The following is a 23,751-nucleotide window of genomic DNA, read 5'->3' on the forward strand; positions in this document are numbered from 1 at the left end:
GCCCCATTCGGCGGACGACGCCGGTCAGCGTTCCAACCGAGCATACACGGGCGGAAAGAGCTCGTCGGTGGTCCGTTTTCCGGTGTCCCGCTGAGTGTAGGCATCACGCATCTTCTCGAAGAGCTCCTGGCCCTTGGCACGCCAGGATTCCAGGTCCACTCCCTCGATCCGGCCATCGGCCATGACCGTCCGCCCAGCCACCACGGACAGCACTGCCTGACGGGCCGTGCCGTTGAGGATGAGGGTCCGGAGCGGGTCGTCGTGGACACCGTCTCGGACATCGCCAAGGGAGAACGCCACCATGTCCGCCTGGGCGCCGGGCTCGAGGCGGCCCAGGTCAGGGCGCCGCAGCGCGTGCGCTCCGCCCAGGGTGGCGGCGTCGAAGTAACCGGCCACGTCCCCGGCGTCGTTGCTGCCGGCCAGGATCTTTGCTAACTGCACGCCTGCATCAATACCGCGGATCAGATCCGGCGGGAACGAATCAGTTCCCAGGGAGATATTGACGCCCGCAGCCTTGTAGGCGTTGAAGGAGTCGAGCGTGCTGCCGTACCGCATGGAGGTGAGGGGGCAGTGGATGATGGAGGCCCCGCTGTCCGCCAGCCGCGCCAGGTCTCCGCGGTCTTCGCCATGGACTGCTGGATTCCGGTCCGTGTACGTGGCGTGCGGGATCAGCAGGCGTTCGTTGAGCATCCCTACTTGATCCAGGAGTTCCAGCGGTGTGACGCCGTGCCAGTCCAGGATGAGTTGCCGTTCCACGAGGCCCTGCAGCGAGTGCAGGCGCACCAACAGATCCCGTTCCTGGGATGCTGCGGCCGTTGCCTTGAGCACTTCGAGGTCCAGAGTCTCGATGCGGCATGGGAGCAGGACTCCGTTAACCAACGGATCGTCGAGTTCCGTCACATGGTCAATGAAACGCAAGGCATCGGCGAGCCCCTCAAGGCCGCGAGCGCCGTCGAACATCACTGAACGTTCGCCGTTCTCCAACACGACGTTGACGCCGGAGCGGTACGCAGGGCCGAGGTAGGCGCGCAGGCCGAGCCTCCGACTGGTGGCTGCCATGCCCACCAGTTCCTCGAACGGCTCGGCCCATTCGGAATGCACCTCAGACGCGATGGGCATGTACGTGGTGATGCCGTGCAGGATCAGCTGGATCAGCGCGTACTCGCGGATTTGCTGCCGTTCTTCTGCGGTGAAGACATCAGCGCGGCGGTTGCGGAAGTAGTCCTCGGACCACTGGTGCCCCTTGGCCTGCTCTGGCCCGGCCCAGCTGTCCAGGATGAGGTGGTCGATGTCCGTGAGGGCGTCGAGGTCAATCAGGCCAGGCATCAGCAGTGCATCGCCGAGGTGCCGCTCCTTATCCATAGGGCCTTCATAGTGGTGCCCCACGTAGGTAATGGCGTCGCCGTCGTAGACCACGCAGGCCTCCTCCAGCAGCACGTGCTGTCCGTTGTTGAAGCCCAGCACATAGCGGGCAGTTACCTTGGTGGGCACGGTGGTTCCTTCTTCCTAGATCAGGCTCGCTGAAAAAACGCTATCTGGTATTCCAAACAGTACATTATTTGTGATTTACATCGCATGAATCGTGCTCTAGTCTATTTTGGTATACAAGAACTCACGGAGCCAGCTCCCTGGATCATGAAACGAGCAGAACCGTTGACCCAGTTACAGTCCGTCGAACCGAACACCGGCAGCCCGCCGCCAGCTTCGGCAATGACGCCGGAAAGCAAGGCCGCCCCTGCGGAGGCACGCTCCTTGCTCGCCACAGCCTGGTTAAGGATTCGGCGCAGCAAGATCGCGCTCCTTAGCCTGTGCGTGGTGGTGGCGATCATGTTGTTCGCCATCCTCGCCCCCGTGCTCAGTGCGATGTCCGGCAACGATCCCTTCACCTCCAACACCAGCCCGGAAGTACTGGACGACTTCCAGACTCCCGGGCTGCCGCTCCCCGGCTACATGTACCCGTCCGCCCAACACTGGTTGGGCGTCGAGCCCGGCTTGGGCCGCGACCTCTTCGCTCGTCTTGCCTACGGCGGGCAGGTTTCCCTCACCATCGCCCTGTTGTCCACCGCAGTTTCCGTAGTCCTGGGAACGGTGCTCGGCGCCGCAGCGGGCTACTTCGGTGGCAAGACCGACGCCATCATCAGCCGCATCATGGACCTGTTCCTTGCCTTCCCCCACCTCCTGCTGGTGCTCTCCCTGACGCCGATCCTGCAGTCGCGGCTCCGCGATACCCCACTGGGCGAAGGCAGTTTCCTGCCCATGGCCTCGCTGGTGATCATCCTGGGCTTCTTCGGTTGGGCGTACCTCGCCCGGATCGTCCGTGGCCAGGTGCTGAGCCTCCGCGAGCGCGAATTCGTCGAAGCCGCGCGTTCCTTTGGCGCCTCGCACATCAGCGTCCTGTTCCGCCAGATCATTCCCAACGTCATGGGCGTCGTCCTGGTGTACGCCACGATGTTGATCCCCACGAATATCTCGGCAGAAGCCGCCCTGTCCTTCCTCGGCGTCGGCGTCAAGGACCCCACACCGTCGTGGGGCCAGATGCTCAACGCCGCGCAATCAGGCAACTGGTATCTCAGCGACCCATGGTTCCTGGCCGTTCCGGGCATCATGCTGATCGTCACCGTCCTGGCCTTCAACCTTCTGGGCGACGCCGTCCGGGATGCCCTGGACCCCAAGGCTTCACGCCACTAATCCCGCATTCTTCTCCGTTTACCCAACCCTTATGAGGAGCATCATGAAAACCCCCACGAGAGCACTGGCGCTTTCCGTGCTGATCGCCATGGCCGCCACCGGCTGTGCCGCCGGCCAGAACCAGCCGAGCAATTCCAAACCCGCAGAGTCGGTCACAGAGCTGGCCCCCAACGTGGTCAAGTCCGGTTTCGCTGCCAAGGGCGGCAACATCAACGTCCTGATGTCCTCGGACTTCCAGACCCTTGATCCGGGCAACAGCAACTACGTACAGACCGCCAACGTCGGCCAGCTGTACTACCGCACGCTGACCATGGCCAAGGAAACCGCCGGCCAGCCACCAACAGTTGTTCCGGACCTCGCCACGGACACCGGCAAGGTATCCGATGACGGCCTCAGCTGGACGTTCACCCTCAAGGAAGGAGTGAAGTTCGAGGACGGCACGCCCATCACCTCCGCAGACATCAAGTACGGCGTGGAGCGGACCTTCGCGCAGGACGTCTACACCCAGGCGCCGCAGGAACTGAACGCAGCGCTCGACGCCGGTGGGTACAAGGGGCCGTACAAGGACCCTGCCGCTGTGCTCCAGGCAGTTGAAACGCCCGACGAGCGTACAGTGGTCTTCCATCTGAAGAAGCCGTTCGCTGAATTCCCGGCGTTGGCCTCGCGCTCCAATACCGCTCCTGTGCCCAAGGCCAAGGACACCAAGCTGGACTACACCAACCACCCGGTATCCTCCGGACCGTACATGGTGGAGTCCTACAACCGCGGCAAGTCCCTCAAGCTCGTCCGGAACCCACACTGGGATCCCGCAACGGACACCAACCGAACCGCTTTGCCGGACACCTTCAGTTTCTCGCTGTCCACCTCGCAGGCAACCATCAGCCAGCAATTGCTGGCTGACTCGGACCCCAACGCCATCACGCTTGACTCCAACGGCGCCCTCCAGACCTCCGATTCCGCCAAACTCGCTGACGCCAAGGTCAAGGACCGCGTGGCATCCGGCCTGCTGGGCTGCAACGATGTCCTCAGCCTGAACACGCAGAAGATCAAGGATCCGGACGTCCGCAAGGCGATCGCCCTTGCGCTGGACCGGCAGTCCATCCTGGTCCAGTACGGTGGACGCCGCTTCGGCGAGATCACCCAGAGCCCGCTGAACTCCAAGATGCGCGGCTACGTGGAAACCGAGCTGGAACTTGACCCCAGCGGAAAGCCCAAGCTGGAGGAAGCCAAGAAGCTTCTGGAAGGCAAGGACTATCCCAAGACGCTCACGTACGGCTACGCCAACAACCGTGACGCCTTCAAGAACACCGGCACAGTGGTGCAGCAGAACCTCAAGGCCCTGGGTATCGATGTGGAGCTGGTTCCGATCCCGGCACCGAACTATTACTCGATCCTGGCCAGCGAACAGCTCCCGGACATGGGCCGTTCCGGCTGGTGCGGCGGTGCCGATCCGGCATCCATCCGTACCTCTGCCGATCCCCTGCTGGGACCGAACAATGACGGCACCAGCTACGGCTTCTCCAACACGTCGCGCTACTTCGATCCTGTAGTTTCCAAGGCCATGTTCGATCTCCGGAATACGGACGGAACCTCCGAAGAGCTCGGTAAGAAGTGGTCCGAGGCCTTCGGCACCGCCCTGAAGACCTACCCGATCATTCCGCTCATCCGGAGCCACACCAACAGCGTGGTGGGTTCCAACGTCCGCAACGCACAGGTGGGCTACTTCTTCGGCGGCATCGACCTCTCGATCGTCGGCGTCGAGCACTAACCAGGCTTCGTCCAGAAGGAGAAGCGGGCCGCCCGTACGCACGGGCGGCCCGCAACCACCACAATGATCACTTTCATTCTTCGCAGGACCGGCTCGTTGGTCCTGCTGCTAGCCGCGGTCAGCTTCATCACTTTCACGCTCTTCCAGCTGGGCCCATCCGACCCCGCAGCAGCCGCCTGCGGTCAGGAATGCACGCCCGAACGCGTCGCCGAGGCCCGCGTTGCCCTGGGCATGGATCAGCCCTTCTTCATCCAGTACGTCGACTACATGCGCGGGCTCTTCTCGCCGCGGATGATCGGCGCTCCCGGCGCGCAAACACTGTGCGAATGGCCCTGCCTCGGCAAGTCCTTCCAAACGAATGAGAACGTAGCCGACATCATCGGCCGCTCGCTCCCCTACACGTTCTCCATGGCGATCGGCGCCTTGGTGCTGTGGACAATTTCCGGCGTCGGGCTTGGCCTTCTTGCCGCCCTCCGCAAGGGTTCGCCCGTGGACAAGTTCATTGTGGGCGCCGCCTCCGTTGGCGTCTCGCTGCCGATCCCTGTCACGGGCCTGTTCCTGCTGCTTCTGTTCGTCAACCAGTTGCATCTGCTACCCTTCACCACCAACGAGATCAACAGCCCGTTCGGCCCGCAAGGACCGGCCGCCTGGGTGGCCAACTACCTGTTGCCGTGGATCGCTTTGGCCGTCCTTTTCAGCGCCTCCTATATCCGGGTCACCCGGACCAACATGATCGAGACGTTCGGCGAGGACTTCATCAGGACCGCCCGTGCCAAGGGCCTTGCGCCACGCACTGTCACGTTCAAGCACGGCGTCCGTGCCGGCATTACACCCGTTGTCACCATGCTCGGCATGGACATCGGTTTGCTCTTGGGCGGCGCAGTCCTGACAGAACAGATCTTCTCCGTTCCCGGCCTCGGCTTCACCGCCGTGCACGCCGCGATATCCGGCGACCTTCCCGTCACCATGGCCATCACCATGCTCGCCGCCTTCTTCGTGATCGTCGCGAACGTCGTGGTGGACCTCGCCTATGCTGCCATCGATCCCCGAGTGAGGCTCCAATGACCCAGTTGCATACCAACACCGCGACGGCGGGTGCCACAGCAACAGCCCCGTTCCTCGAGGTCCGCGACCTCTCCGTGAAGTTCCCCACGGACGACGGCGTGGTCTCCGCGGTGAACGGCATGGACTTCGCTCTGGAGCGTGGCCAGACACTGGGCATCGTGGGCGAATCCGGTTCCGGAAAGTCCGTCACCAGCCAGGCGCTGATGGGACTGCTCAAAGGCACGTCCGCACAGGTCACCGGCCACGCCATGTTCCAAGGCCAGGACCTTGTGGCCCTGCCTGAATCCGCCATGCGCCAACTCCGCGGCCGCAACATTGGCATGATCTTCCAGGATCCCCTTTCGGCCCTGCACCCGTTCTACACGGTGGGCCACCAGATCGCCGAGGCGTATTTGGTCCACAACAAGGCGAGCAAGAAGCAGGCCCGGGCGGCCGCCGTCGACATGCTGGGAAGGGTAGGCATCCCGAGCCCGGACCAGCGGTTCGACGAGTACCCGCACCACTTCTCCGGTGGCATGCGCCAGCGCGCCATGATTGCCATGGCTTTGATCTGTGAGCCCGAGCTGCTGATCGCCGACGAGCCCACTACGGCCCTTGACGTGACGGTTCAGGCACAAATCCTGGACCTCATGTCGGAGCTCCAGGAAGAGACCAACTCGGCACTCATCCTCATCACGCACGATCTCGGCGTGGTGGCCGAGATCTGCGACAACGTGCTGGTCATGTACGGCGGGCAATGCGTCGAGTCGGGTCCCGTTGACGAGATCTTCTACGACACCCAGCATCCCTACACGCTGGGACTGCTTAACTCGATGCCCACGCTGAACAGCGCCGCCAGCCGGCTGAACCCCATACCCGGCCAGCCGCCGTCGCTCCTTGACCTGCCCCAAGGCTGCATCTTCAGCGCACGGTGCCAGTACGCCGAACTCGCCGGTGACGGCATCTGCGCCAAGCAGCGGCCTGAGCTGAAGGTCGAAGACGGCCACGGCAAGCGCTGCCACTTGAGCGGCCCCCAGATCATCACCATCCGGAATTCGCGTTAGGACCCGCCATGGAAAACCAGGCAATTCTCCAGGTGGAGAACCTCCAGAAGCACTTCCCCATGAAGGGCGGGCTGCTGCCGGGTGCAACGAAGCGTTCGGTCAAAGCGGTCGACGGCGTCTCGTTCAGTCTCGCTCGAGGCCAGACATTGGGGCTCGTGGGCGAGTCCGGCTGCGGTAAGTCGACCACCGGCCGCATGGTGGCCCGGCTCATGGACCCAACAGGCGGGCGCATCATGGTGGACGGCGTCGATATCAGCCAGTTGCGTGGCCGGGACCTGTACAACTTCCGGCGCAAGGTCCAGATGATCTTCCAGGATCCGTTCGCGTCCCTGAATCCGCGTCAGACCGTTGGCACGGCAATCGCCGCTCCCATGGTGGCGCAGAAGATCACTCCGGCGGGCGGCCTCAAGAACCGGGTCAAGGAGCTCCTGGACCAGGTGGGCCTCAAGCCGGAGCACTACAACCGTTTCCCGCATGAATTTTCCGGCGGGCAACGGCAGCGTGTGGGCATCGCGAGGGCAATTTCGCTGAATCCCTCGGTGATCGTGTGCGACGAGCCTGTGTCTGCGCTGGACGTTTCCGTGCAAGCGCAGGTGGTGAACCTGCTCCAGGAGATCCAGCGTGATACCGGCGTTTCCTACATCTTCATTGCCCACGATCTTTCCGTGGTCCGGCACATTTCCGACGAAGTTGCCGTCATGTACCTGGGGAAGATCGTGGAACAGGGCCCCCGGGACGAGCTGTTCAAGAACCCACTGCATCCCTACACCAAGGCCCTGCTCTCCGCTGTGCCGCTGCCGGACCCCCGCGCCGCGCGTGAACAAGTGAAGATCCGGCTCCGCGGTGACCTGCCCTCGCCGGCCAATCCGCCGAGCGGCTGTGTTTTCCGGACGCGCTGCCCGCTGATCGGCACGCTTCCCGAGGAGCAGCGGCAGCGCTGCATGAACCAGATTCCAGCACCAGCCAGTCCCTCCGCTCCGGCCTGCCACCACACGGGGGTGGCCGCCGCGGCCCTGGCGGGTGTGCAATAGTCCCACTATCAAAGGAGCAAACATTGAATACCTTGATCCGCGCCGTCCGTCCTTGGGGGCAAGCACTCAGCGACGTCACCGTAGCTGGCGGCAAGATCACCGGCGTCGAGCTTCATGACCCAGCCCGCGCCACACCGGACGGTGTGACGGTAGTGGAAGGACGTGGGCGGTTGTTGCTGCCCTCCTTCTCCGACGTCCATGTGCACTTGGATTCCACGCGGATCGGCCTTCCCTTCCGGGAGCACACCGGCGGTCCCGGCGTGTGGACCATGATGATGAACGACCGCGAAAACTGGCGCAACGCCGAGGTTCCCCTGCAGGACCGTGTCAATGACACGCTCGGCCGGATGATCGCCCGCGGCACCACCCGGGTCCGCTCCTACGCCCAGGTGGATGTGGATTGTCGTCTGGAGCGATTCGAGGCCGTTGCTGCTGCCAAAGAGAAGTTTGCCGATCAAGCCTCTGTGGACATCATCGCTTTCCCGCAGGCTGGATTGCTGCGTGAGGAAGGCACGGTGGAGCTCATGGAAGAGGCGCTCAAGGCCGGTGCCAACGTAATGGGCGGCATCGATCCCTGCACGCTGGACCGGGATCCGGCGCAGCACCTGGACATCGTCTTTGGGTTGGCGGAGAAGTACCAGGTGCCCATCGACATCCACCTGCACGAACCCGGCGAGCTGGGGGTCTTCAGCACGGATCTGGTGCTCGAGCGTACCCGCGCGCTGGGGATGCAGGGCAAGGTGACCATGTCCCACGCCTACCAGTTGGGCAGCGTCAACGAGGCAACCACACGCAGGCTCATCGATGCCTTCGCTGAGCTCGATGTCTCCATGGCCTCCGTGGCTCCGTCTGCGGCCGGCCAGTTGCCCATTCCGCTCCTCACCGAGGCCGGGGTCCGCCTGGGCCTGGGCGAGGACGGCCAGCGCGACTACTGGTCCCCCTACGGCAACACGGACATGTTGGACCGCACCTGGCAGCTGGCGTTCACGCACGGCTTCCGCAAGGACGAGCTGATCGAGCACGCCTTGGCGATCGCCACGATCGGTGGCGCCAGCATCCTGGACCCCAACGCCACCCGCCTCAAGGACACAGCCCACCGGCCCGGTGTCGAGGTTGGCGATCCTGCTGAGCTGCTCCTGGTGGACGGCGAGACGGTCGCCTCCACCGTGATGGACCGAGGCAAGGACCGCACGGTCATCCACGCGGGCAAGGTTGTGGCTGACCAGCTGGAACTCCTCTAGCGTCCAACAACAAGGCAGGTCCCTCCGAGTTGAACCGGAGGGACCTGCCTTTTGTGTCGCGAGTTCAGGCGCGTGCGGCTATTCGCTTCTTGCGGTGGGCGCATCATCCAACGGAGTCCACCAAGTATTGGGCGGCGTGACCTTGAAGCGGCGGCCCGAGACGGCAGAAGGAACGATCCTGATGAATTGGTCCTTCTGCCCGGCTTCCCAAGGGAACAGGAGCAGCCCGATGGTATCCAAGACGTCCTGCGTGAGTTGGACGGCTGAGGCCTGGCCCTTCACCACAACGCTCCAGGCAACCCCCGTTTCAGGGTTGACGCCGTCTGCCTCGATGGCAACCGGGGCGTCGCCAAGGGCTGCATGGAGTTTGGTTCCTTGGCCGGTGCGGAAAACCATGGTCCCGTGATCCACTTTGTAGTTCACAGGGAAGATGTCCGGGTGATCATCCACCACCACGGCAAGTCGCCCCACGGAGACTCCGCGGAGGAGCTCCCAGCATTCGTTGGTCTCCAGGATTTCCGTTGCCGGAGGGCTCGCTGGATTCGTCCCGCTTGAGTTCGTCATAACGCGAGGATACGCCGGGGATTTGCGCGCCAACAGGCCCCGGCCTCCCGTTGGCGCGGCGCGACACGGGCTTGTTCGATCATCTACGCGTTGTACGGCGCAATTATCGAACAAGCGAGGGCTTGGTGCCGGGCTCCGCGGACAGCGGCACCGGCTCCACGCCCACCACGGGCCCCCGGATGGCGAAGAAGCCGGCTCCAGCCAGCACCACAGCCTCGGCCGCGAGCGCCCAGAACGTCACTTCCCAGCCACCGGTCCAGGTATGGAGCAGCCCCGCCACCAGCGGACCAAGGGAGGCAAGTGCAAACCCGAGCCCCTGGCTCATCGCCGAGAGCTTCCCTGCCGCCTGCGGACTGGCAGAGCGGATCACCACCAAGGCCATGGCCAGACCGAACCCCGCGCTCTGGACCACGCCCAGCACGCCGACCATAAGGAACTGAAGCTCGGCTGGCGCTGCCATGACCCCAAGGAGCGCGAGTGCCACCGACAAGCCGAGGCCTGGAGCCAGGATTCGCAGAACAGCGGGACGCCCAGCCAGCACCGGCGCCAGGAGGCTCGCAGGGAGTCCGGCAAGGCTGAACCATGCCAGCAATGCTGCGGCATCGGCGGACGAGAGCCCTTTGGAGCCCAGGAACACGGCAAGCCACGACGTGATGGCGAAGTAGAGCATGGCCTGCAGCCCAAAGAACGCCGTCACGGCCCAGGCTGTCCGTTGCTTCCGCAGCGGCAGGCCGGGCTCCTGCGTGACGGGGTGCGGCGTGACGGGGTGCGGAATGACAAGTTCCGGCGCGACAGCCGACGACGGCGCATCCCGCGTCAGCGACGTAACTGCACCGGCCGCTGAGGTACTTTTGCCCGCGGTAGTGGATGCCGACGTCGGGCTTCCACCGGAGCGCTGGATCAGGACAGCGCCCAACAGCGCAGGCACCGCCCACACCGCCAGCGCCCAGGCGAGGCTGCCGCCCAAGGCATGTTCCAAGGGCTGTACGAGTCCAGCGCCCAGGGCGGCACCGAGTCCGAACCCCATGGTGCAGAGGCCCGTCCACCAGCCCGTGCCGCGGTTGGCCTTGACGATCTGCGGAACCAGGACGCTGGCTGTCATGATCGCCATGCCAGCCAGGAAGGTTCCGGGCAGCAGGAGTGCCGGGACCGCGACCCGCACAATGAGCGCGGCGGCCAAAACCAGCAAGGCGACAGCCACGGTACGCCCGGTTCCAAGCCGCCGCGCCAGCCTGGGCCCAATCGGCCCGGACACACCAAAGGCAAGGACCGGCAGCGTCCCAAGCAGAGGCAGCCAGTGCGGATCCAGCCGGAAGGCACCCTCGAGCTGGCTCATGACGCCGGCGATCGTGGTGATGGCCGGCCGGAGGTTGATCGAAACCATCACCAACGCGAGCAGCACCATGATTGTCCTCAGCCTCGGACCGCCTGCGGCTTGGCGCTTTTCTCCCACGTCAATCTCCTCATAGCCAATTTGGTATACCAAGTAAGACTATGAGGAGATCGCGCGTCTGTAAACATGCACTATTTCAGGAGCGGATTGTGACGAAGCGGAACCGTAGAAGTATTTGGGATACCAAAATTGCGATGGCCGACTATCGCAATCAGATCGCTTTGCCCGGATTCAGGATGCCGGCGGGATCGAACAGCTCTTTGATCCTTCGCTGCAGTTCGCGCACGGGCTCAGGCTGCTCGAGTCCCAGCCAGCGGAGCTTGTACTGTCCTACGCCGTGTTCACCCGTGATGGTCCCGCCCATCTCCAGGCCCACTCGGATGGACTCGTCCAGAGCCGCGTTGAGCCGGACCAAGGCGTCTGCATCAGTGGCGGAATCCACGCGGTCCATCCAGAAGGTCGGGTGCAGGTTGCCGTCGCCGGCGTGGGCCACAACTTTGAGTCGAACGTCGAAACGTGACGCCATTGCCTCCAGGGCGGCGACAAAGTCCACCAGCTTGGAGCGTGGGACGGCAATGTCCTCGCCCACGCGGAACTCGTCGTCCACCTCCACGCCCCGGCTGTTGCGGCGCAGCTCCACCAGCATCTCGGCCTCTTCACTGGCTTCTGTGGTGACAGACGCTCCCCCGGCCGCCAGCACCTCGCGGACCACGGCAGCCTCGGCAGCGGCGCCGAAACCATCCGTTTGGATCAGCAGCAGGGACTTTCCACGTGTTTGGAGGTCCGATCCGTTCATCTCATCCAGTTGCACCAGCGTTCCATTGTCCAGGAGCTCCATGATGGCCGGCTGCACGCGGGCCTTGCCCACAGACAACACTCCCGCCGCGGCGCTGCGGAAGTCCTGGTAGAAGGCGGCAATCGTATGCACTTCGCGTGGCAGGTACTTCAGGCGAACCGTCACACCCACCACGATTCCCAGCGTCCCCTCCGAGCCCACAAGGAGCGCTGTGAGGTCGTATCCCGCCACCCCTTTGAAGGTTTGATGGCCTGTGTGCAGCAATGAACCGTCTGCCATCACGACGTCCAGCGCCAGCACGGAATCCCGCGTCACGCCGTACTTGGCGCACCGCAGCCCCCCGGCGTTCGTGGCCACGTTGCCACCGATCGTGGAAATCTTGAAGCTTGCCGGGTCCGGCGCGTACATCAGTCCGTGCTCAGCGGCTGCGGCGTTCAGCTCGGCGTTGATCACGCCGGGTTCGACGACGGCGGTCTCGTCATCCGCGTTGAGGTCCAGGATGCGGTTCATCCGTTCCAGGCTCAGCACGATGCACCCCCGGGTGGCGTGTGCCCCGCCCGAGACCCCTGTTCCGGCACCGCGTGCGACGATGGGAACCCCATATGCGGAGCACGTGCGGACTATGTGCTGGACGTCTTCTACCGATTCAGCCCAGACGACGGCGAGCGGCAAGTGCCGTTCGAGCATGGGTCCCTGATCTGCTGAGTAGATAGTTTGGGTGGCTTCATCCTGGGCGAGCTGGCCCGGCCTGAGCCCTGCCCCCAGCTCCTCCACGAACCGTTGCTGGCCGACTCCCCGGCCCGTAGTGCTTTCCTCTGTTGTTGCGGCCGTAGCCGTTTCATCCGACAAGGTGGTCCCTTCACACTTGAGCACCGCGGACACGCCAAATCGGCAGTCTTCGCAGTGTTTTCAGTGGTCCCAGTCTAGCCAGTGCTCGCAGCCTGGTCCGGATCGCAGCCGGACGATGGTGAGGTCTATATGTTCCCAAGCCAGAGAGACCTGAATCGTGTGACCGTGTTGGGTGCCGCGTGGTTCCGCCCCTCGAAGACGCCAGGGAGTGTCTTACGAACGATCGTAATCGAACGCCACAACTCTTAGCGTCAGATAATCGACGAGTTCCCAAACCGTGCCCGGTCCTGTCACCAGCCAAACTTTGCGTAGACGGTTCCGACGTACCATGCCGCGAGACAGTAGCCAGCGAACCAGGTCACCGAGTGGGGCCATTTGCTTTGGCGTTGCTCTGCCACGGGCTTCGCCTTTGAACCAGTGGCAGGACTGAGGGACAAGGTGATGCTCTGAACTCTTATGGAAAAGAGTGCCAAGGAAACAAACAGTATTGCGCAGGCTACATAGGCGAGTTCAGGTCGTCCATCAAAGCCGGTCAGGGGGGGAAGCACGATCATGATCAGTGACAGGAGTGCGACTCCTGCAAGATGGATTGTTTCAAGGACCCGTTCGGTTCGGGAACCGCTTTTGAGAATCAACCTGAAGCGGCCGACCCAACCCAGCCCGTAGCCAAAGATCACGAAACACGCAAGAATCAGAATCCGGATCATCAGCAGTATTTTCGCACGAAATTGAAAGCGTGTACCCGGAATAGCCGCACTCGTCGGTCACCCTCCACTACGCAGTCCATGACCACACTCTTGCCATTCACGACGAGACCGGTTGCGGTCCGGGGAACCCGCAACCGGACTGGCGACTAGACCTGGCCACGCGCCAACCACCAAAAACCCGGCAACTACAGGCCCCTACAACGCCCCGCAAAACCTCAGCGTCGGATATTTCACTTTTTCGCAAGCCGCCCCCGCCAGGGTCATAGCCCTACGTCACTGCAGGACAGAGGGAAGCGGGGTTCCCGGGAGTGCCCACACGCCGGCGGAGGTCCCCGCCGCGTGCAGCACAACAACACCCGAGGCGACGCTGGTGCTCGTGATCTGCCCGACCACGTGCACCGGCGGCTCGCCAAGCGCCTCCAACTGCGCGGCGGACAGTACGGACGCATCCAGAATTACCTCGGAGGAGTCACGGGCCGCCACAACCAAAACGGAAGACTCCGGTGTTTCCCGGATGAAGACCAGTGCATCGCCTTCGGCATGAATCCAGCGAACGCTACCCTTCGCCAGCGCCTGATGCTCACGGCGAAGCCGGCCAAGACGTGCGTAATTGGCTCGGAGATCCTTGACGATTCGCTCCGGCCCCGGGTCCTGCCCCGGGTCCTGCCCCGCAGAGGACTTTTGCCCCGGCACGGACTCGCCCTCCACGGCCGCCCACGGCATCGGAGTCCTGGAATCCTCACCGTTGAACCCCTCGAGGCCGAATTCGTCGCCCGCGAACACCACCGGAACTCCGGGAAGCGTGAACATGAGTACGGCACCCAACTCCTGACCGCCGTCGATCATCACGGTCGCCGCCCGGGCGGTGTCGTGGGTGTTGAGCGCATTCATATTGTTTTTTCGCACACCCCAGCTAAATCCCGAGGCGAGGTCCTGGTGGGTGGCCAGGAAGTCCTCGGCGTCGATCCTGTTGGGACCCGACTGCGGTGAGCCAAAGAAGTTCACCTCCGGTGCATCTCCCGCGAGCCAGGACCACAGCGGGCGGGTGAAGTTGGAGTACGTCATGGCACCCTGCCAGTGTTCGCCGGTGAAGTCCGGCGCGGCATCGGACGTCGATTCTGCGAGGAGGGCAGCCTCCGGATTGATCTCCCGTACCCGCTCGGCGATGAGCCGCGCAACCTCGTGGTTGAGGTCCACGGCACCCAAGCGACCTGTCATGTTCCCAACGTCGATCCTCCAGCCATCCAGGTTGAAGGGCGGCTTCAGCCAGCGGGCCACCACCGAATCGTCGTCCAGAACGAACCTCCGGCGCAGCGCATCCGAGGCCCAGTTGAACTTTGGCAGCGACTGAACGCCCCACCACGATTCATAGGAAGAATGGTCCGGACTGAAGTAGTAATAGCCCGCCTCCTCAGAGCCGGGGTCCGCGACCGCCTTGACGAACCACTCGTGGGCATCACCCGAATGGTTCGCAGTGAGGTCACCCATCACGCGGATGCCCCGCGCGTGCGCCGCATCCACAAGGTCCACCAACGCTTTGTCCCCACCGAGGAGCGGATCCACGGAGTCAAACGTCGATGCGTCGTAACGGTGGTTGGACCGGCCAGGGAAGAACGGCGTCAGATAGACGACGTCCACGCCGAGGCTCTGGAGGTGGTCCAGCTTGTCCACGATGCCCGGCAGATCGCCGCCGTAGAACTGGACGGGCGTTTCAGGTCCTGCTCCCACCACAGGCGTCTCCCATGCGCAGCCGATGGCCCAGTCCGGCACCGGGTGCCCATCAGCCTGGGCGGAGCGGGCGAACCGATCCGGGAAGATCTGGTACATGGTTGCCTTGTGCAGCCAGTCGGGAGCCGGAGCGAAGGATGTGAGTCGAAAATCCGCGGAGTCGGCAACGTCGCGCTTGAAGAGGCCTTGCGCGTTGAGCGTCCAAAAGCGCGGGCCACGGGCGCCGCCGTCGTGCGCTTCATCGGCCTCCAGCAGGAAGCGGTACTTGGCCACCGGGTTGGCCACCAGCATCGCAGCCTCCCACCAGTCCCACCCATCGGCGGCGCCGAGCCGGATGGCGGCGTCGTAGCGCGGTTCGCCGTCCTGAACGGAACGGACCCAAACGCGCGACGCCGCTCCCCAGCTTTGCGGAACACGGATCCGGAGGCGGACGGTGTCGCCGAGAGAAACGGAGTCGGGTGCGTACAGCTCAGAACCGTCGTGGTGTGGGAGGACGATGGGCATGGTCAGCCTTTCACGGAGCCGGCGGTGAGCCCGCTGACGATGTACTTCTGCAGGAACAGGAAGAGTGCCATGACCGGGATGGCGGCGATCACGGCGCCGGCCGCAAAGACACCCCAGTTCTCGGAGCGCTGTTGGGCAACGTAGGAGTAGAGCCCCACGGCGAGTGTCTGACTGTCAGGGTCGGTCAGGACAACACTCGCGATCACGAACTCACTCGAGATACCGATGAATGCCAGCAACCCCACAACCGCCAGAATGGGGGTGACCAGGCGAAGGATGATGCCGAAGAAGATCTGCACGTGGCTGGCACCGTCGATCTTGGCGGCCTCGTCCAGCGACTGCGGAACCGTGTTGAAGAAGCCGTACATCAGGTATGTGTTCACGCCCAGCGCACCGCCAAGGTAGACCATGATCAGCCCGAGTTGACTGCCGAGCCCCAGCGCAGGGATGACCTGCGAGATGCCGCTCAGGAGCAGGAAGATCGCGACGACGGCCAACAGTTGCGGGAACATCTGCAGCAGGAGCAGGGACAACAGCCCGATCCTGCGGCCTTTGAAGCGCATGCGGGAGAACGCGTAGGCAGCCATGGCACCCAGGAAGACCGTTGCCGCCGACGTGACGACGCCTACTACAAGGGTGTTCACGAACCATCGTCCGAAGGGACGGCTCGGATCGCTGAAGAGGGCCACGAAGTTGCCGGTATCAAATCTGGAGAACAGTCCGTTGGACCCCACCAAGGTGCCGTTGGAGTCCAGTGCCGCGGACAACACGTACAGCAGCGGGAAGATCGCGAAGATGGTGGTGACAACCCCCACCACATGCCGCCAGCCTTTGTCCTTGAACCAAACCCCAAACGGCCTGCGGCGAGGCGCCAAAGGTGAGGGTCCGCCGTCGAGCGTTGCTTCCTCGGCGGCGGAGAGTGTGCGTACGCTCATGAGTTCACGTCCTCGAGTGCTTTGGTCTGCTTGAAGCTGATGGCCGAGATGGTGGCCACGATGATGAAGATGATGATGGCGAGAGCGCTGGCCAGGCCATAATCGCGCCCCGTGCCCTGGCCGAAGGCGACCTTGTAGACGAGCGTGATCAGGATGTCCGTGGCTCCAATGTCCCGGTCAGTGTCCGCGAAACGCGGGCCTCCACCAGTCAGCATGTAGATGACGTTGAAGTTGTTGAAGTTGAACGCGAAGGAGGAGATCAGCAGCGGAGCCACGGATACCAGGAGCAGCGGAAGCTTGATGGAGCGGAAAACGCGCCATGCCGACGCCCCATCCATACGGGCGGCCTCGTCCAGTTCGGTGGGCAACGATTGAAGAGCACCCGTGCACACCAGGAACATGTACGGGAAGCCGAGCCAGAGGTTGACCACCAGCACACTGATCTTGGCGAGGACCGGATCGGTAAGCCACCCGATGTTCGCACCACCGAGCAGGGTCTGGTTGAGCCAACCGAACTCAGGGTTCAGGATGCCGGACCACACAAGTCCGGACAGGAATGCCGGGAACGCGTACGGCAGGATCATGAGGATCCGGTACACCTTCTTGCCGCGCAGGTCCTCACGGTTGAATGTCATGGCCAGGAACAGGCCAAGGATGAAGGTCAGGGCAACCGATGCGATGGAGAACGTAAACGTCCAGATGATCACGCCCAGCAATGGTCCGCGAAGGCTCGGATCGGTGAATGCCCGGGCGAAGTTGTCCATGCCGACATCGATCTTCCACCCTGTGGTGAGAGTTTCACCGCTGGCGTTGGCGAAGGCGCCCTTGCCGTTGTCGCTGTACACGGCACCGGTCTCGCTGTCCGTGAAGGTGTCGGCAGCGGCGTCGTAACTCAGCGCCGGCTTGAACTGGTAGGCCGTGCTGCCGTCTGCGGTTCGCAACGTTCCGTCGGCGGCATTCTCGGACACCGGAACGGTGATCTTGAGGATCTCCTGCTGATGGGCCACGATCTCCTGGAACTTGAGCGTCTGGTAGCCGGGAAGGGAGTTGGCCTTGCCCGTGGAGTCCTTGGTGGCGTCCGTTACCTCAGCGAGGGGCTCAGCCGTGCTGCCCAACTGCACCTTGCCCGAAGGGTCCGTGAACAACAAGTAGTAGTCGTCGCCCTTGGTGAGCACCGAGGCCTTGTAAGCCGGCGAATCCGGGACGCGTTTCTGCGCAGTCAACTGGATGGCCGCAATCGCGTCTTCCTTGGTGCTGTTGTGACCGTCTCCGTAGTTGGTAAAAGCGATGTAACCGCTGAAGAGCACCACCAACACCTGGAACACCAACAGGAACAACACTCCCGGAGCCAAGTACTTGGCTGGAAGGCCGCCCTTGCGAAGGTAGATCCAGTTAATGGCGAGAGCCACCAACGACGACACTGCCAGCGCACCCCACGACTGGCTCAGGAACAGCATCATCAGGACGTAGACGGCCAGAGCATCCACAAGGCCCAGCAGGACGATCTTGATGATGATGCCCTTGAGGGAATCAGGTCCGCGTCTGACCTTGCGGGCTGGATTCCGCCCCTGTTCGGGAGAGGTACCCGGCCCGCGGAAGGACGCTTCGCCGCTGGCGGCGACGCGGCCGCCTGCGGCGAGCCTACGGCGTGATGTGGCGGGAGCACCGGCGTCGGGCGCTGGCGGTTCATGGAGGAGGTCTGGCTTAGGCATGGCGTTCCTTGGAGACAAAAGGGTGGCGTCTGCCGGGGCCGGGCGGTGGTGGGCCGCCCGGCCCCCGGCAGACCGGTGGAGTCACCGGTTGCGGCGTCAGCCGCCGATCTTGGACTTGATGCTGGCTGCCATCTTGGCCCAGGCTTCAGCGGGGTCTGCCTGGCCCTGGATGATAGAGAGCTCCGTGGCGCCCCAGTCAGCCCAAACCGCGCTCATTTCCGGGATGGCCGGCATAGGAACGCCGGTGGCGCCGATCTTGCCGAAGGCCTCCACTACCGGATCGCTGGCGGCCTTCTCAAACGAAGCCTTGAGCGCCGGAGGACGGCCGCCGGCCGTGTACATGGAGTCCTGTGCGGACTCGGATGTCAGGTAGTTGGTCACGAATTCGTTGGTGGCGAGGGCGTTGGCGCTCTTGGCGCTGATGAAGAATCCGTTGACGCCGATGAACGGCTGGGCTGCCTCGCCGCCGGCAGTGGGCAGCTCATCCACGGCGAACTTGATGCCCTTCTTCTGGACGTCCGGAACGTTCCACGGACCCGTCAGGAAGTACGGGGATTCCCCGGCCAGGAACTTCTCCTTGGCGATGTCACCGGTGATGTTCGAGTTGATGATCTTCTCGCCGGCATCGCCCCAGGCGGCCAGCTTCTTGGCGAATTCGACGCCGGCAGCGTCACCGATGAGGAGCTGCTTGGCGTCGTAGCCGCCGTCGGCGTTCTTGCCGAAGACCTGCGAGCCCATGGAAGACTGCAGCGGGTACAGGTGGTAAGGATCGCCCTGCTTGGGGTCCATGCCCACCAGGAACGGGAAGGTAGCCTTGCCGTCTGCCACGGCCTTCTTGCCGTTGGCCACTACTTCGTCCAGCGTGGTGGCCTTGGCGTCCACGATGCTCGTGTTGCGCAGGAGGGCGATGTTTTCGATCGCGTACGGGACGCCGTAGACGGCGCCGTTGTAGGTCATGGCCTTGATCGAGGAGTCCTGGAATCCGGCAGCCTTATCGCCGAGCTCGACGGGTGCGATCACGCCGTTCTGGACGAATTTGCCGATCCAGTCGTGCGGTCCGACGATGAGGTCCGGCCCTTTGCCCGTGGGGACCTGGGTGATGAAGTCATCACGGACGGCTGCAAAGTCCTTAACCACGAGCTTCACTTCGATGCCAGTGTCCGTCTTGAACTTCTCGGTGATTTCCTTCAGCGCCGGGGAGCGCTCCGCATCCACCCACATGGTGATGGTGCCCGCACCGGCGGCCTTGAGGTCGGGCTTGGCTGCTTCCGAACTCGGGGTTGTGGATGCGCTGCCACCACATGCGCTCAGCGCCAGGGCAGCAACAACGGAGATGGCGCCGGTGGCGAAGACCCGCCTGGTTGTGTGGGTCGCGAGGGTGTTGTGCACCTTCATTGGTGTCCCTTTCGTCATTCTGGTTCCACGGGAGGGCTCTATGCGCCTCGTGGCATCGTCGGTGATGTGGCTCACAAACTGCAAGCGCTTCCAAACACTACACGTCAAGTGGGTCATTGGGAAACGTCCGGCGTGTAACTCAATTGGAATCAAGGGATTGATGGGATTGGAAGCGCTTTCAATTCTGGTTGTTCTCTCATACGATGTCCCTATGTCCGTTGATTCCTTGCTCACAGCCGAGGCCCCCGCCTTCGCCACCTTGACGCCAGTCCACGACGCCTCCACGGCACACGGATGGTGGCGTTCCGCAGTCATCTACCAGATCTATCCGCGCTCGTTCCGGGATCTGAACGGCGATGGCATCGGCGACCTCCCAGGTATCACGGCTGAATTGCCCCAGCTCTCGGAACTGGGAGTCGACGCCGTCTGGCTATCGCCGTTCTACAGGTCACCGCAGCGGGACGCCGGCTACGACGTCAGCGACTACTGCGACGTCGACCCCCTGTTCGGCAACCTGGCCGACTTCGATGCCCTCATTTCGGAGGCGAACCGCCTGCAGCTGCGCGTCATCGCAGACCTCGTCCCGAACCACTGCTCAGATCAGCACGTGGCCTTCCAGGCAGCACTCTCGGCTCCCGCCTACAGCGCTGAACGGGACATGTTCATCTTCCGCGACGGCCAGGGAGCGGAGGGGACCGAGCCGCCCAACAATTGGCAGTCGCACTTTGGCGGGCCCGCCTGGACCCGCATCACCGAACCGGACGGGCAGCCTGGGCAGTGGTACCTGCACCTCTTCGATTCCTCGCAGCCGGACTTCAACTGGGACAACCCTGCAGTCCACGCCGAGTTCGAACGTGTCCTCCGCTTCTGGCTGGACCGGGGCATCTCAGGTTTCCGTGTGGACGTAGCCCACGCGCTGGTCAAGGCAACCGGCCTGCCCAACTGGGGTGGACGCGCCGACGGCAACAGCTCGGACGGCTTCCCGGGGCAGGACGCTCCGATGTTCGGCCAACATGCCTTGCACGACATCTACCGCCGCTGGCGCTCCATCCTGGAGGAGTACGGCCCGGACCGCATCCTCTGCGCAGAAGCCAACGTGGATCCGCTCCCCCGGCTGGCCCAGTGGGTCCGGCCCGATGAAATGCATCAGGCATTCAACTTCCCGTTCCTGCATGCGGGGCTGGATCTGGGCCGCCTGCGGTACGTCATCACCGACTCGCTCGTCTCACTGGACGCCGTCGGCGCGCCCAGCACCTGGGTGCTGTCCAACCACGACGTCGTACGGCACGCCTCACGCTTCGGTTACGACGGCCCCGGGCCCCGCGACGGCGACGGCATCGGTCCCAGCGATCCGCAGCCCAACGAACACCTCGGACGACGCCGGGCTGCCGCGGCCACCATGTTCATGCTCGGCCTGCCCGGTGGCGCCTACCTTTACCAAGGAGAAGAGCTCGGCCTCCCGGATTCCACCAGCATTCCGGGCAGCCTGCGCCAGGATCCAACCTTCGCCCGCACCGGTGGCGAACGGATCGGCCGGGACGGTTGCCGGGTGCCACTGCCATGGCGTTCTTCAGAGATGCACGCTGGTTTCGGTTCCGGTGAAGAGCCCTGGCTGCCGTTGCCCGAGTCGTGGGGCGATCTGGCGAGGGACAAGCAGCAGGTCGATCCGGCGTCGCACCTTAACCTCTACCGGGAGATGCTTAGCCAACGCTCCGCGCACCAGCTCGGCCGCGGTTCCTTGGCATGGGTGGAGGAGTACTGCAGCTACACCTCGCTCGCGTACCTCAACGGCAGCACGTTGGTGGTCATGAATGTCGGCTCTGAGCCGATACCGCTTCCCGAAGGCGAGGTGCTGCTTCGCAGTTCGGCAGCGGACCGCAACGATCCACTAGGCTCAGGAGAGACCATCTGGCTCACCACCAGCTAACTTTTCCACGGAGGAGCGCCATGACCGGCATCAAGGACGTGGCCGAACGCGCGGGGCTCTCCGTTGCCACGGTTTCGCGTGCGCTAAGCGGCAAGGGCAACGTCTCTGCGGCCAGTCGCGAACGCGCCCGTGCAGCTGCTTCCGAACTCGGCTTCGTGCTGTCCTATCACGCGTCGAGTCTGGCCTCCGGCCGCACCCACAATGTTGGCCTCGTGGTGCCCTCGGTGGACCGCTGGTTCTATTCGGCGGTGATCGAGGGCGCCTCGGCGGCGCTGCTTGAAGCCGGCTACGACCTCACGTTGTACAACATCGGCGAGAACCCCGCGCACCGGCACAGCGTCTTCAACGACTTCCTGCTGCGCAAGCGCGTGGATGCGGTCATCGCTGTTTCCTTGGAGCTCAGCGAGGACGAGATCCAGAAGCTCCTTGCCATTCACCGGCCGCTCGTTGGCATCGGCGGTCCCCTGCCCGGAGCGTCCACCATCCGGATTGACGACTTCACCATCGCCGAAAGGGCCACGAACCACCTGATCGGCCTCGGGCACCGCAACATCGCCCACATAACCGGCGACGAGGCGTACGAGCAGGATTTCAAGCTGCCCGGCACCCGCCGTGGCGGTTTCGAAAAGGCAATGAACGACGCCGGCTGTACAGTCCGCCCCGAATGGATCGTTTCCGCGGACTTCACCATAGAAGGCGCCTACGCTTCGGCCCGGCAATTGCTCGGCAGCTCACCCGAACGGCCAACCGCCGTGTTCGCGGCGTCCGACGAAATGGCTATCGGCACCATCCTGGCCGCCCGCGACTTTGGCCTGCGGATCCCGGATGACCTCTCCGTGATCGGCATTGATGGGCACGACCTCGGCACTGTCATGGGCCTGACCACGATTGACCAGGACGCCAAGGGGCAGGGCGCGCTGGCAGTTCGGACGCTCCTTGGTGCCATCAACAATGGGCTGGACCTGGAACCTGCCGACGCCGCACACCCCACCAAGCTCGTAATCCGATCGAGCACAGCTGTTCCCAAGGCCAGCGAGCCGCGGTAGGCGTCTCTTGGCGTTGGGGCTCTTGGCGTTGGGCCGCTGGCCCGCCGGCTTAGTCCAGACGGCGTTCCATGGTCAGCTCGAGTTTTGATGCATCCAGCGGGTAAGGCCGGCTGGCGCCAGTGGCGTGGAAGCCATGACGTTCGTAGAAGGACATAGCCCGGGAGTTGTCCTCATGAACACCGAGTTCAAGGAACACGGCTGAAAGCTCGGTCTTAGCTGTGTGGCATGCCTCGCGCAGGAGTTCGTCCGCCAATCCCAGGCCACGGTGCTCCGGGGCGACGTAGACGCTGATGAGCATGGCCTGCAGTGGCCTGAGCTCATCCTGCGGGTGTTTGACGACGACACGCATCAGGCCACAGATCCTGCTTCCCTCCACGCCTGCGTCAGCAATCAGGGTGACGCTCGAGTCCCCGGACATCGCCGAAGCCCGCTCCTGCCACTGGCTGTCCGTTTGCCGGCGGGCTGCCTTCAGGCTCTCCACATAGGCCATGGGCGTATCGGCCAACATCTCCAGGCGAACAGTCTTGAGCAACTGCCAATCGCCGGGATCCAGCCTCCGGATTCTAGGCAACGGCTCCGCCCATGAACCGTGCGAAACGCTCAAGAACGCCCGGCCAGCCTTCCGCGTACGCCGCTCTGGTGGCCGCCGGGTCCTCGGCACCTTCCCAGCCATCATGAACCAGGCGCACTTCCGTACCGCCCTCCACGGCACGGAAAGCAACACGAAGTTCCGTTGACCAGAGAGCCGTACTTCCCGGGTACCAGCTCGCGTGGAAGGACAAAGGTGGCTGCCAGTCATCGATGGTTCCCCACACAGACGTGCGGCCATCCTCAGCCGTCTCAAGGATGAGGTTCTCTTCAAACTCGACGTGCGATCCCGCCCCGAACACACCGTGGTCTTCAAGGGGCCACCACAGGTGCGGATGGTCCGTGAAGCCCATGAAGGTGTGTGCGACTGTCGATGGCACTACGACCGTGAGCACCAGAGGCTCAAGTTCCTGGCCGGCGTCCTGGGACTGCGATGACTCAGGTTCAAGGTGGCTAAAGAGACTGTCCATGACCATCAACTCTACCGGGGCCAGCTCCGCTTGGTTGCCCAGACCCTCGCCCCTCAGATTGCGTGGGTGGCCGGATCTCTGGGGTTCGGATGCTTTTGGTGTGGGTTGCTTTTGGTGTGGTTTCCCAAGGAGGGGACAATACATGTCCATTGAGTCTTAAATGCAGGAAGCCCCGACCTTCATGGTCGGGGCTTCCCGTTAATTTATGTCCGGCGGTGTCCTACTCTCCCACACCCTCCCGGGTGCAGTACCATCGGCGCTGTGGGTCTTAGCTTCCGGGTTCGGAATGGGACCGGGCGTT

Annotated in this window: 19 protein-coding genes and 1 rRNA gene; 8 read left to right on the forward strand and 12 right to left on the reverse strand. The window is 63.5% G+C overall.

The features are described 5' to 3' along the window. Positions 1-24: 24 nt before the first annotated feature. Entirely contained in the window at positions 25-1,491 is a 1,467-nt protein-coding gene (locus ACIQC5_RS21160; RefSeq protein ID WP_400287016.1) for a chlorohydrolase family protein, read from the reverse strand. Positions 1,492-1,635: 144 nt separating this feature from the next. Between ACIQC5_RS21160 and ACIQC5_RS21165 the strand changes: the two genes are divergently transcribed. From ACIQC5_RS21165 to ACIQC5_RS21190, 6 genes are all read left to right on the forward strand, one after another. Further along, positions 1,636-2,688 (forward strand): ABC transporter permease, encoded by a 1,053-nt coding sequence (locus ACIQC5_RS21165; RefSeq protein WP_400287017.1) that lies wholly within the window; start codon positions 1,636-1,638, stop codon positions 2,686-2,688. Between the two features lie 43 nt (positions 2,689-2,731). Next, positions 2,732-4,456: an ABC transporter substrate-binding protein gene (locus ACIQC5_RS21170; RefSeq protein WP_400287018.1), complete on the forward strand. Its 1,725-nt coding sequence runs from the start codon at positions 2,732-2,734 to the stop codon at positions 4,454-4,456. Between the two features lie 63 nt (positions 4,457-4,519). Then, positions 4,520-5,521: an ABC transporter permease gene (locus ACIQC5_RS21175; protein WP_400287019.1), complete on the forward strand. Its 1,002-nt coding sequence runs from the start codon at positions 4,520-4,522 to the stop codon at positions 5,519-5,521. Then, a complete protein-coding gene (locus tag ACIQC5_RS21180; RefSeq protein ID WP_400287020.1) occupies positions 5,518-6,564 on the forward strand; it encodes an ABC transporter ATP-binding protein in 1,047 nt (348 codons plus the stop codon). Before ACIQC5_RS21175 ends, ACIQC5_RS21180 begins: the two co-directional genes overlap by 4 nt. 8 nt (positions 6,565-6,572) lie before the next feature. After that, positions 6,573-7,595, forward strand: coding sequence for an ABC transporter ATP-binding protein (locus ACIQC5_RS21185; protein ID WP_400287021.1), 1,023 nt, complete (start codon positions 6,573-6,575; stop codon positions 7,593-7,595). Positions 7,596-7,618: 23 nt separating this feature from the next. Continuing rightward, a complete protein-coding gene (locus tag ACIQC5_RS21190) occupies positions 7,619-8,836 on the forward strand; it encodes an amidohydrolase family protein (protein WP_400287022.1) in 1,218 nt (405 codons plus the stop codon). Between the two features lie 78 nt (positions 8,837-8,914). On the opposite strand, the gene ACIQC5_RS21195 is transcribed toward ACIQC5_RS21190, so the two are convergent. The 8 genes from ACIQC5_RS21195 to ACIQC5_RS21230 form a co-directional block, all read right to left on the reverse strand. Continuing rightward, positions 8,915-9,400, reverse strand: a complete 486-nt coding sequence (locus tag ACIQC5_RS21195) for a pyridoxamine 5'-phosphate oxidase family protein (protein WP_400287024.1) — start codon at positions 9,398-9,400, stop codon at positions 8,915-8,917. A 103-nt stretch (positions 9,401-9,503) separates the two neighbouring features. Then, positions 9,504-10,853 (reverse strand): MFS transporter, encoded by a 1,350-nt coding sequence (locus tag ACIQC5_RS21200; protein ID WP_400287025.1) that lies wholly within the window; start codon positions 10,851-10,853, stop codon positions 9,504-9,506. 151 nt (positions 10,854-11,004) lie between these two features. Then, on the reverse strand, positions 11,005-12,438 hold the full coding sequence (locus ACIQC5_RS21205; RefSeq protein WP_400287026.1) for an FAD-binding oxidoreductase: 1,434 nt from the start codon (positions 12,436-12,438) through the stop codon (positions 11,005-11,007). 290 nt (positions 12,439-12,728) lie between these two features. After that, positions 12,729-13,145: a hypothetical protein gene (locus tag ACIQC5_RS21210; RefSeq protein WP_400287027.1), complete on the reverse strand. Its 417-nt coding sequence runs from the start codon at positions 13,143-13,145 to the stop codon at positions 12,729-12,731. A 273-nt stretch (positions 13,146-13,418) separates the two neighbouring features. Next, positions 13,419-15,377 carry a glycoside hydrolase family 13 protein gene (locus ACIQC5_RS21215; protein WP_400287029.1) on the reverse strand — a complete coding sequence of 653 codons (1,959 nt, stop codon included), beginning with the start codon at positions 15,375-15,377 and terminating at the stop codon, positions 13,419-13,421. Between the two features lie 2 nt (positions 15,378-15,379). Then, positions 15,380-16,312 (reverse strand): sugar ABC transporter permease, encoded by a 933-nt coding sequence (locus ACIQC5_RS21220; RefSeq protein ID WP_400287030.1) that lies wholly within the window; start codon positions 16,310-16,312, stop codon positions 15,380-15,382. Beyond that, on the reverse strand, positions 16,309-18,024 hold the full coding sequence (locus tag ACIQC5_RS21225) for an ABC transporter permease subunit (protein WP_400287031.1): 1,716 nt from the start codon (positions 18,022-18,024) through the stop codon (positions 16,309-16,311). The genes ACIQC5_RS21220 and ACIQC5_RS21225 overlap by 4 nt, the downstream gene beginning before the upstream one ends. Before the next feature lie 96 nt (positions 18,025-18,120). After that, positions 18,121-19,419 carry an extracellular solute-binding protein gene (locus ACIQC5_RS21230; RefSeq protein WP_400287032.1) on the reverse strand — a complete coding sequence of 433 codons (1,299 nt, stop codon included), beginning with the start codon at positions 19,417-19,419 and terminating at the stop codon, positions 18,121-18,123. Between the two features lie 211 nt (positions 19,420-19,630). On the opposite strand from ACIQC5_RS21230, the gene ACIQC5_RS21235 reads away from it, so the two are divergent. Further along, entirely contained in the window at positions 19,631-21,346 is a 1,716-nt protein-coding gene (locus tag ACIQC5_RS21235) for a glycoside hydrolase family 13 protein (protein WP_400287034.1), read from the forward strand. Between the two features lie 20 nt (positions 21,347-21,366). After that, a complete protein-coding gene (locus ACIQC5_RS21240; protein WP_400287035.1) occupies positions 21,367-22,392 on the forward strand; it encodes a LacI family DNA-binding transcriptional regulator in 1,026 nt (341 codons plus the stop codon). A 49-nt stretch (positions 22,393-22,441) separates the two neighbouring features. On the opposite strand, the gene ACIQC5_RS21245 is transcribed toward ACIQC5_RS21240, so the two are convergent. From ACIQC5_RS21245 to rrf, 3 genes are all read right to left on the reverse strand, one after another. Next, positions 22,442-22,963, reverse strand: a complete 522-nt coding sequence (locus tag ACIQC5_RS21245; RefSeq protein ID WP_400287036.1) for a GNAT family N-acetyltransferase — start codon at positions 22,961-22,963, stop codon at positions 22,442-22,444. Next, on the reverse strand, positions 22,956-23,450 hold the full coding sequence (locus ACIQC5_RS21250; protein ID WP_400287038.1) for an SRPBCC domain-containing protein: 495 nt from the start codon (positions 23,448-23,450) through the stop codon (positions 22,956-22,958). Before ACIQC5_RS21250 ends, ACIQC5_RS21245 begins: the two co-directional genes overlap by 8 nt. A 207-nt stretch (positions 23,451-23,657) precedes the next feature. Next, positions 23,658-23,751 (reverse strand): 5S ribosomal RNA (gene rrf, locus ACIQC5_RS21255); the annotation flags it as partial.

The organism is Paenarthrobacter sp. NPDC092416 (genome assembly GCF_044755025.1).
GTDB lineage: Bacteria > Actinomycetota > Actinomycetes > Actinomycetales > Micrococcaceae > Arthrobacter.

Bases quoted from the DNA above. Each gene is read 5' to 3' on its own strand.
- ACIQC5_RS21240 (WP_400287035.1), top strand. From the start codon at position 21,367: ATGACCGGCATCAAGGACGTGGCCGAACGCGCGGGGCTCTCCGTTGCC.
- ACIQC5_RS21215 (WP_400287029.1), bottom strand. From the start codon at position 15,377: ATGCCCATCGTCCTCCCACACCACGACGGTTCTGAGCTGTACGCACCC.
- ACIQC5_RS21210 (WP_400287027.1), bottom strand. From the start codon at position 13,145: ATGATCCGGATTCTGATTCTTGCGTGTTTCGTGATCTTTGGCTACGGG.
- ACIQC5_RS21220 (WP_400287030.1), bottom strand. From the start codon at position 16,312: ATGAGCGTACGCACACTCTCCGCCGCCGAGGAAGCAACGCTCGACGGC.
- ACIQC5_RS21195 (WP_400287024.1), bottom strand. From the start codon at position 9,400: ATGACGAACTCAAGCGGGACGAATCCAGCGAGCCCTCCGGCAACGGAA.
- ACIQC5_RS21170 (WP_400287018.1), top strand. From the start codon at position 2,732: ATGAAAACCCCCACGAGAGCACTGGCGCTTTCCGTGCTGATCGCCATG.
- ACIQC5_RS21225 (WP_400287031.1), bottom strand. From the start codon at position 18,024: ATGCCTAAGCCAGACCTCCTCCATGAACCGCCAGCGCCCGACGCCGGT.
- ACIQC5_RS21165 (WP_400287017.1), top strand. From the start codon at position 1,636: ATGAAACGAGCAGAACCGTTGACCCAGTTACAGTCCGTCGAACCGAAC.
- ACIQC5_RS21185 (WP_400287021.1), top strand. From the start codon at position 6,573: ATGGAAAACCAGGCAATTCTCCAGGTGGAGAACCTCCAGAAGCACTTC.
- ACIQC5_RS21250 (WP_400287038.1), bottom strand. From the start codon at position 23,450: ATGGACAGTCTCTTTAGCCACCTTGAACCTGAGTCATCGCAGTCCCAG.
- ACIQC5_RS21180 (WP_400287020.1), top strand. From the start codon at position 5,518: ATGACCCAGTTGCATACCAACACCGCGACGGCGGGTGCCACAGCAACA.
- ACIQC5_RS21235 (WP_400287034.1), top strand. From the start codon at position 19,631: ATGTCCGTTGATTCCTTGCTCACAGCCGAGGCCCCCGCCTTCGCCACC.
- ACIQC5_RS21175 (WP_400287019.1), top strand. From the start codon at position 4,520: ATGATCACTTTCATTCTTCGCAGGACCGGCTCGTTGGTCCTGCTGCTA.
- ACIQC5_RS21230 (WP_400287032.1), bottom strand. From the start codon at position 19,419: ATGAAGGTGCACAACACCCTCGCGACCCACACAACCAGGCGGGTCTTC.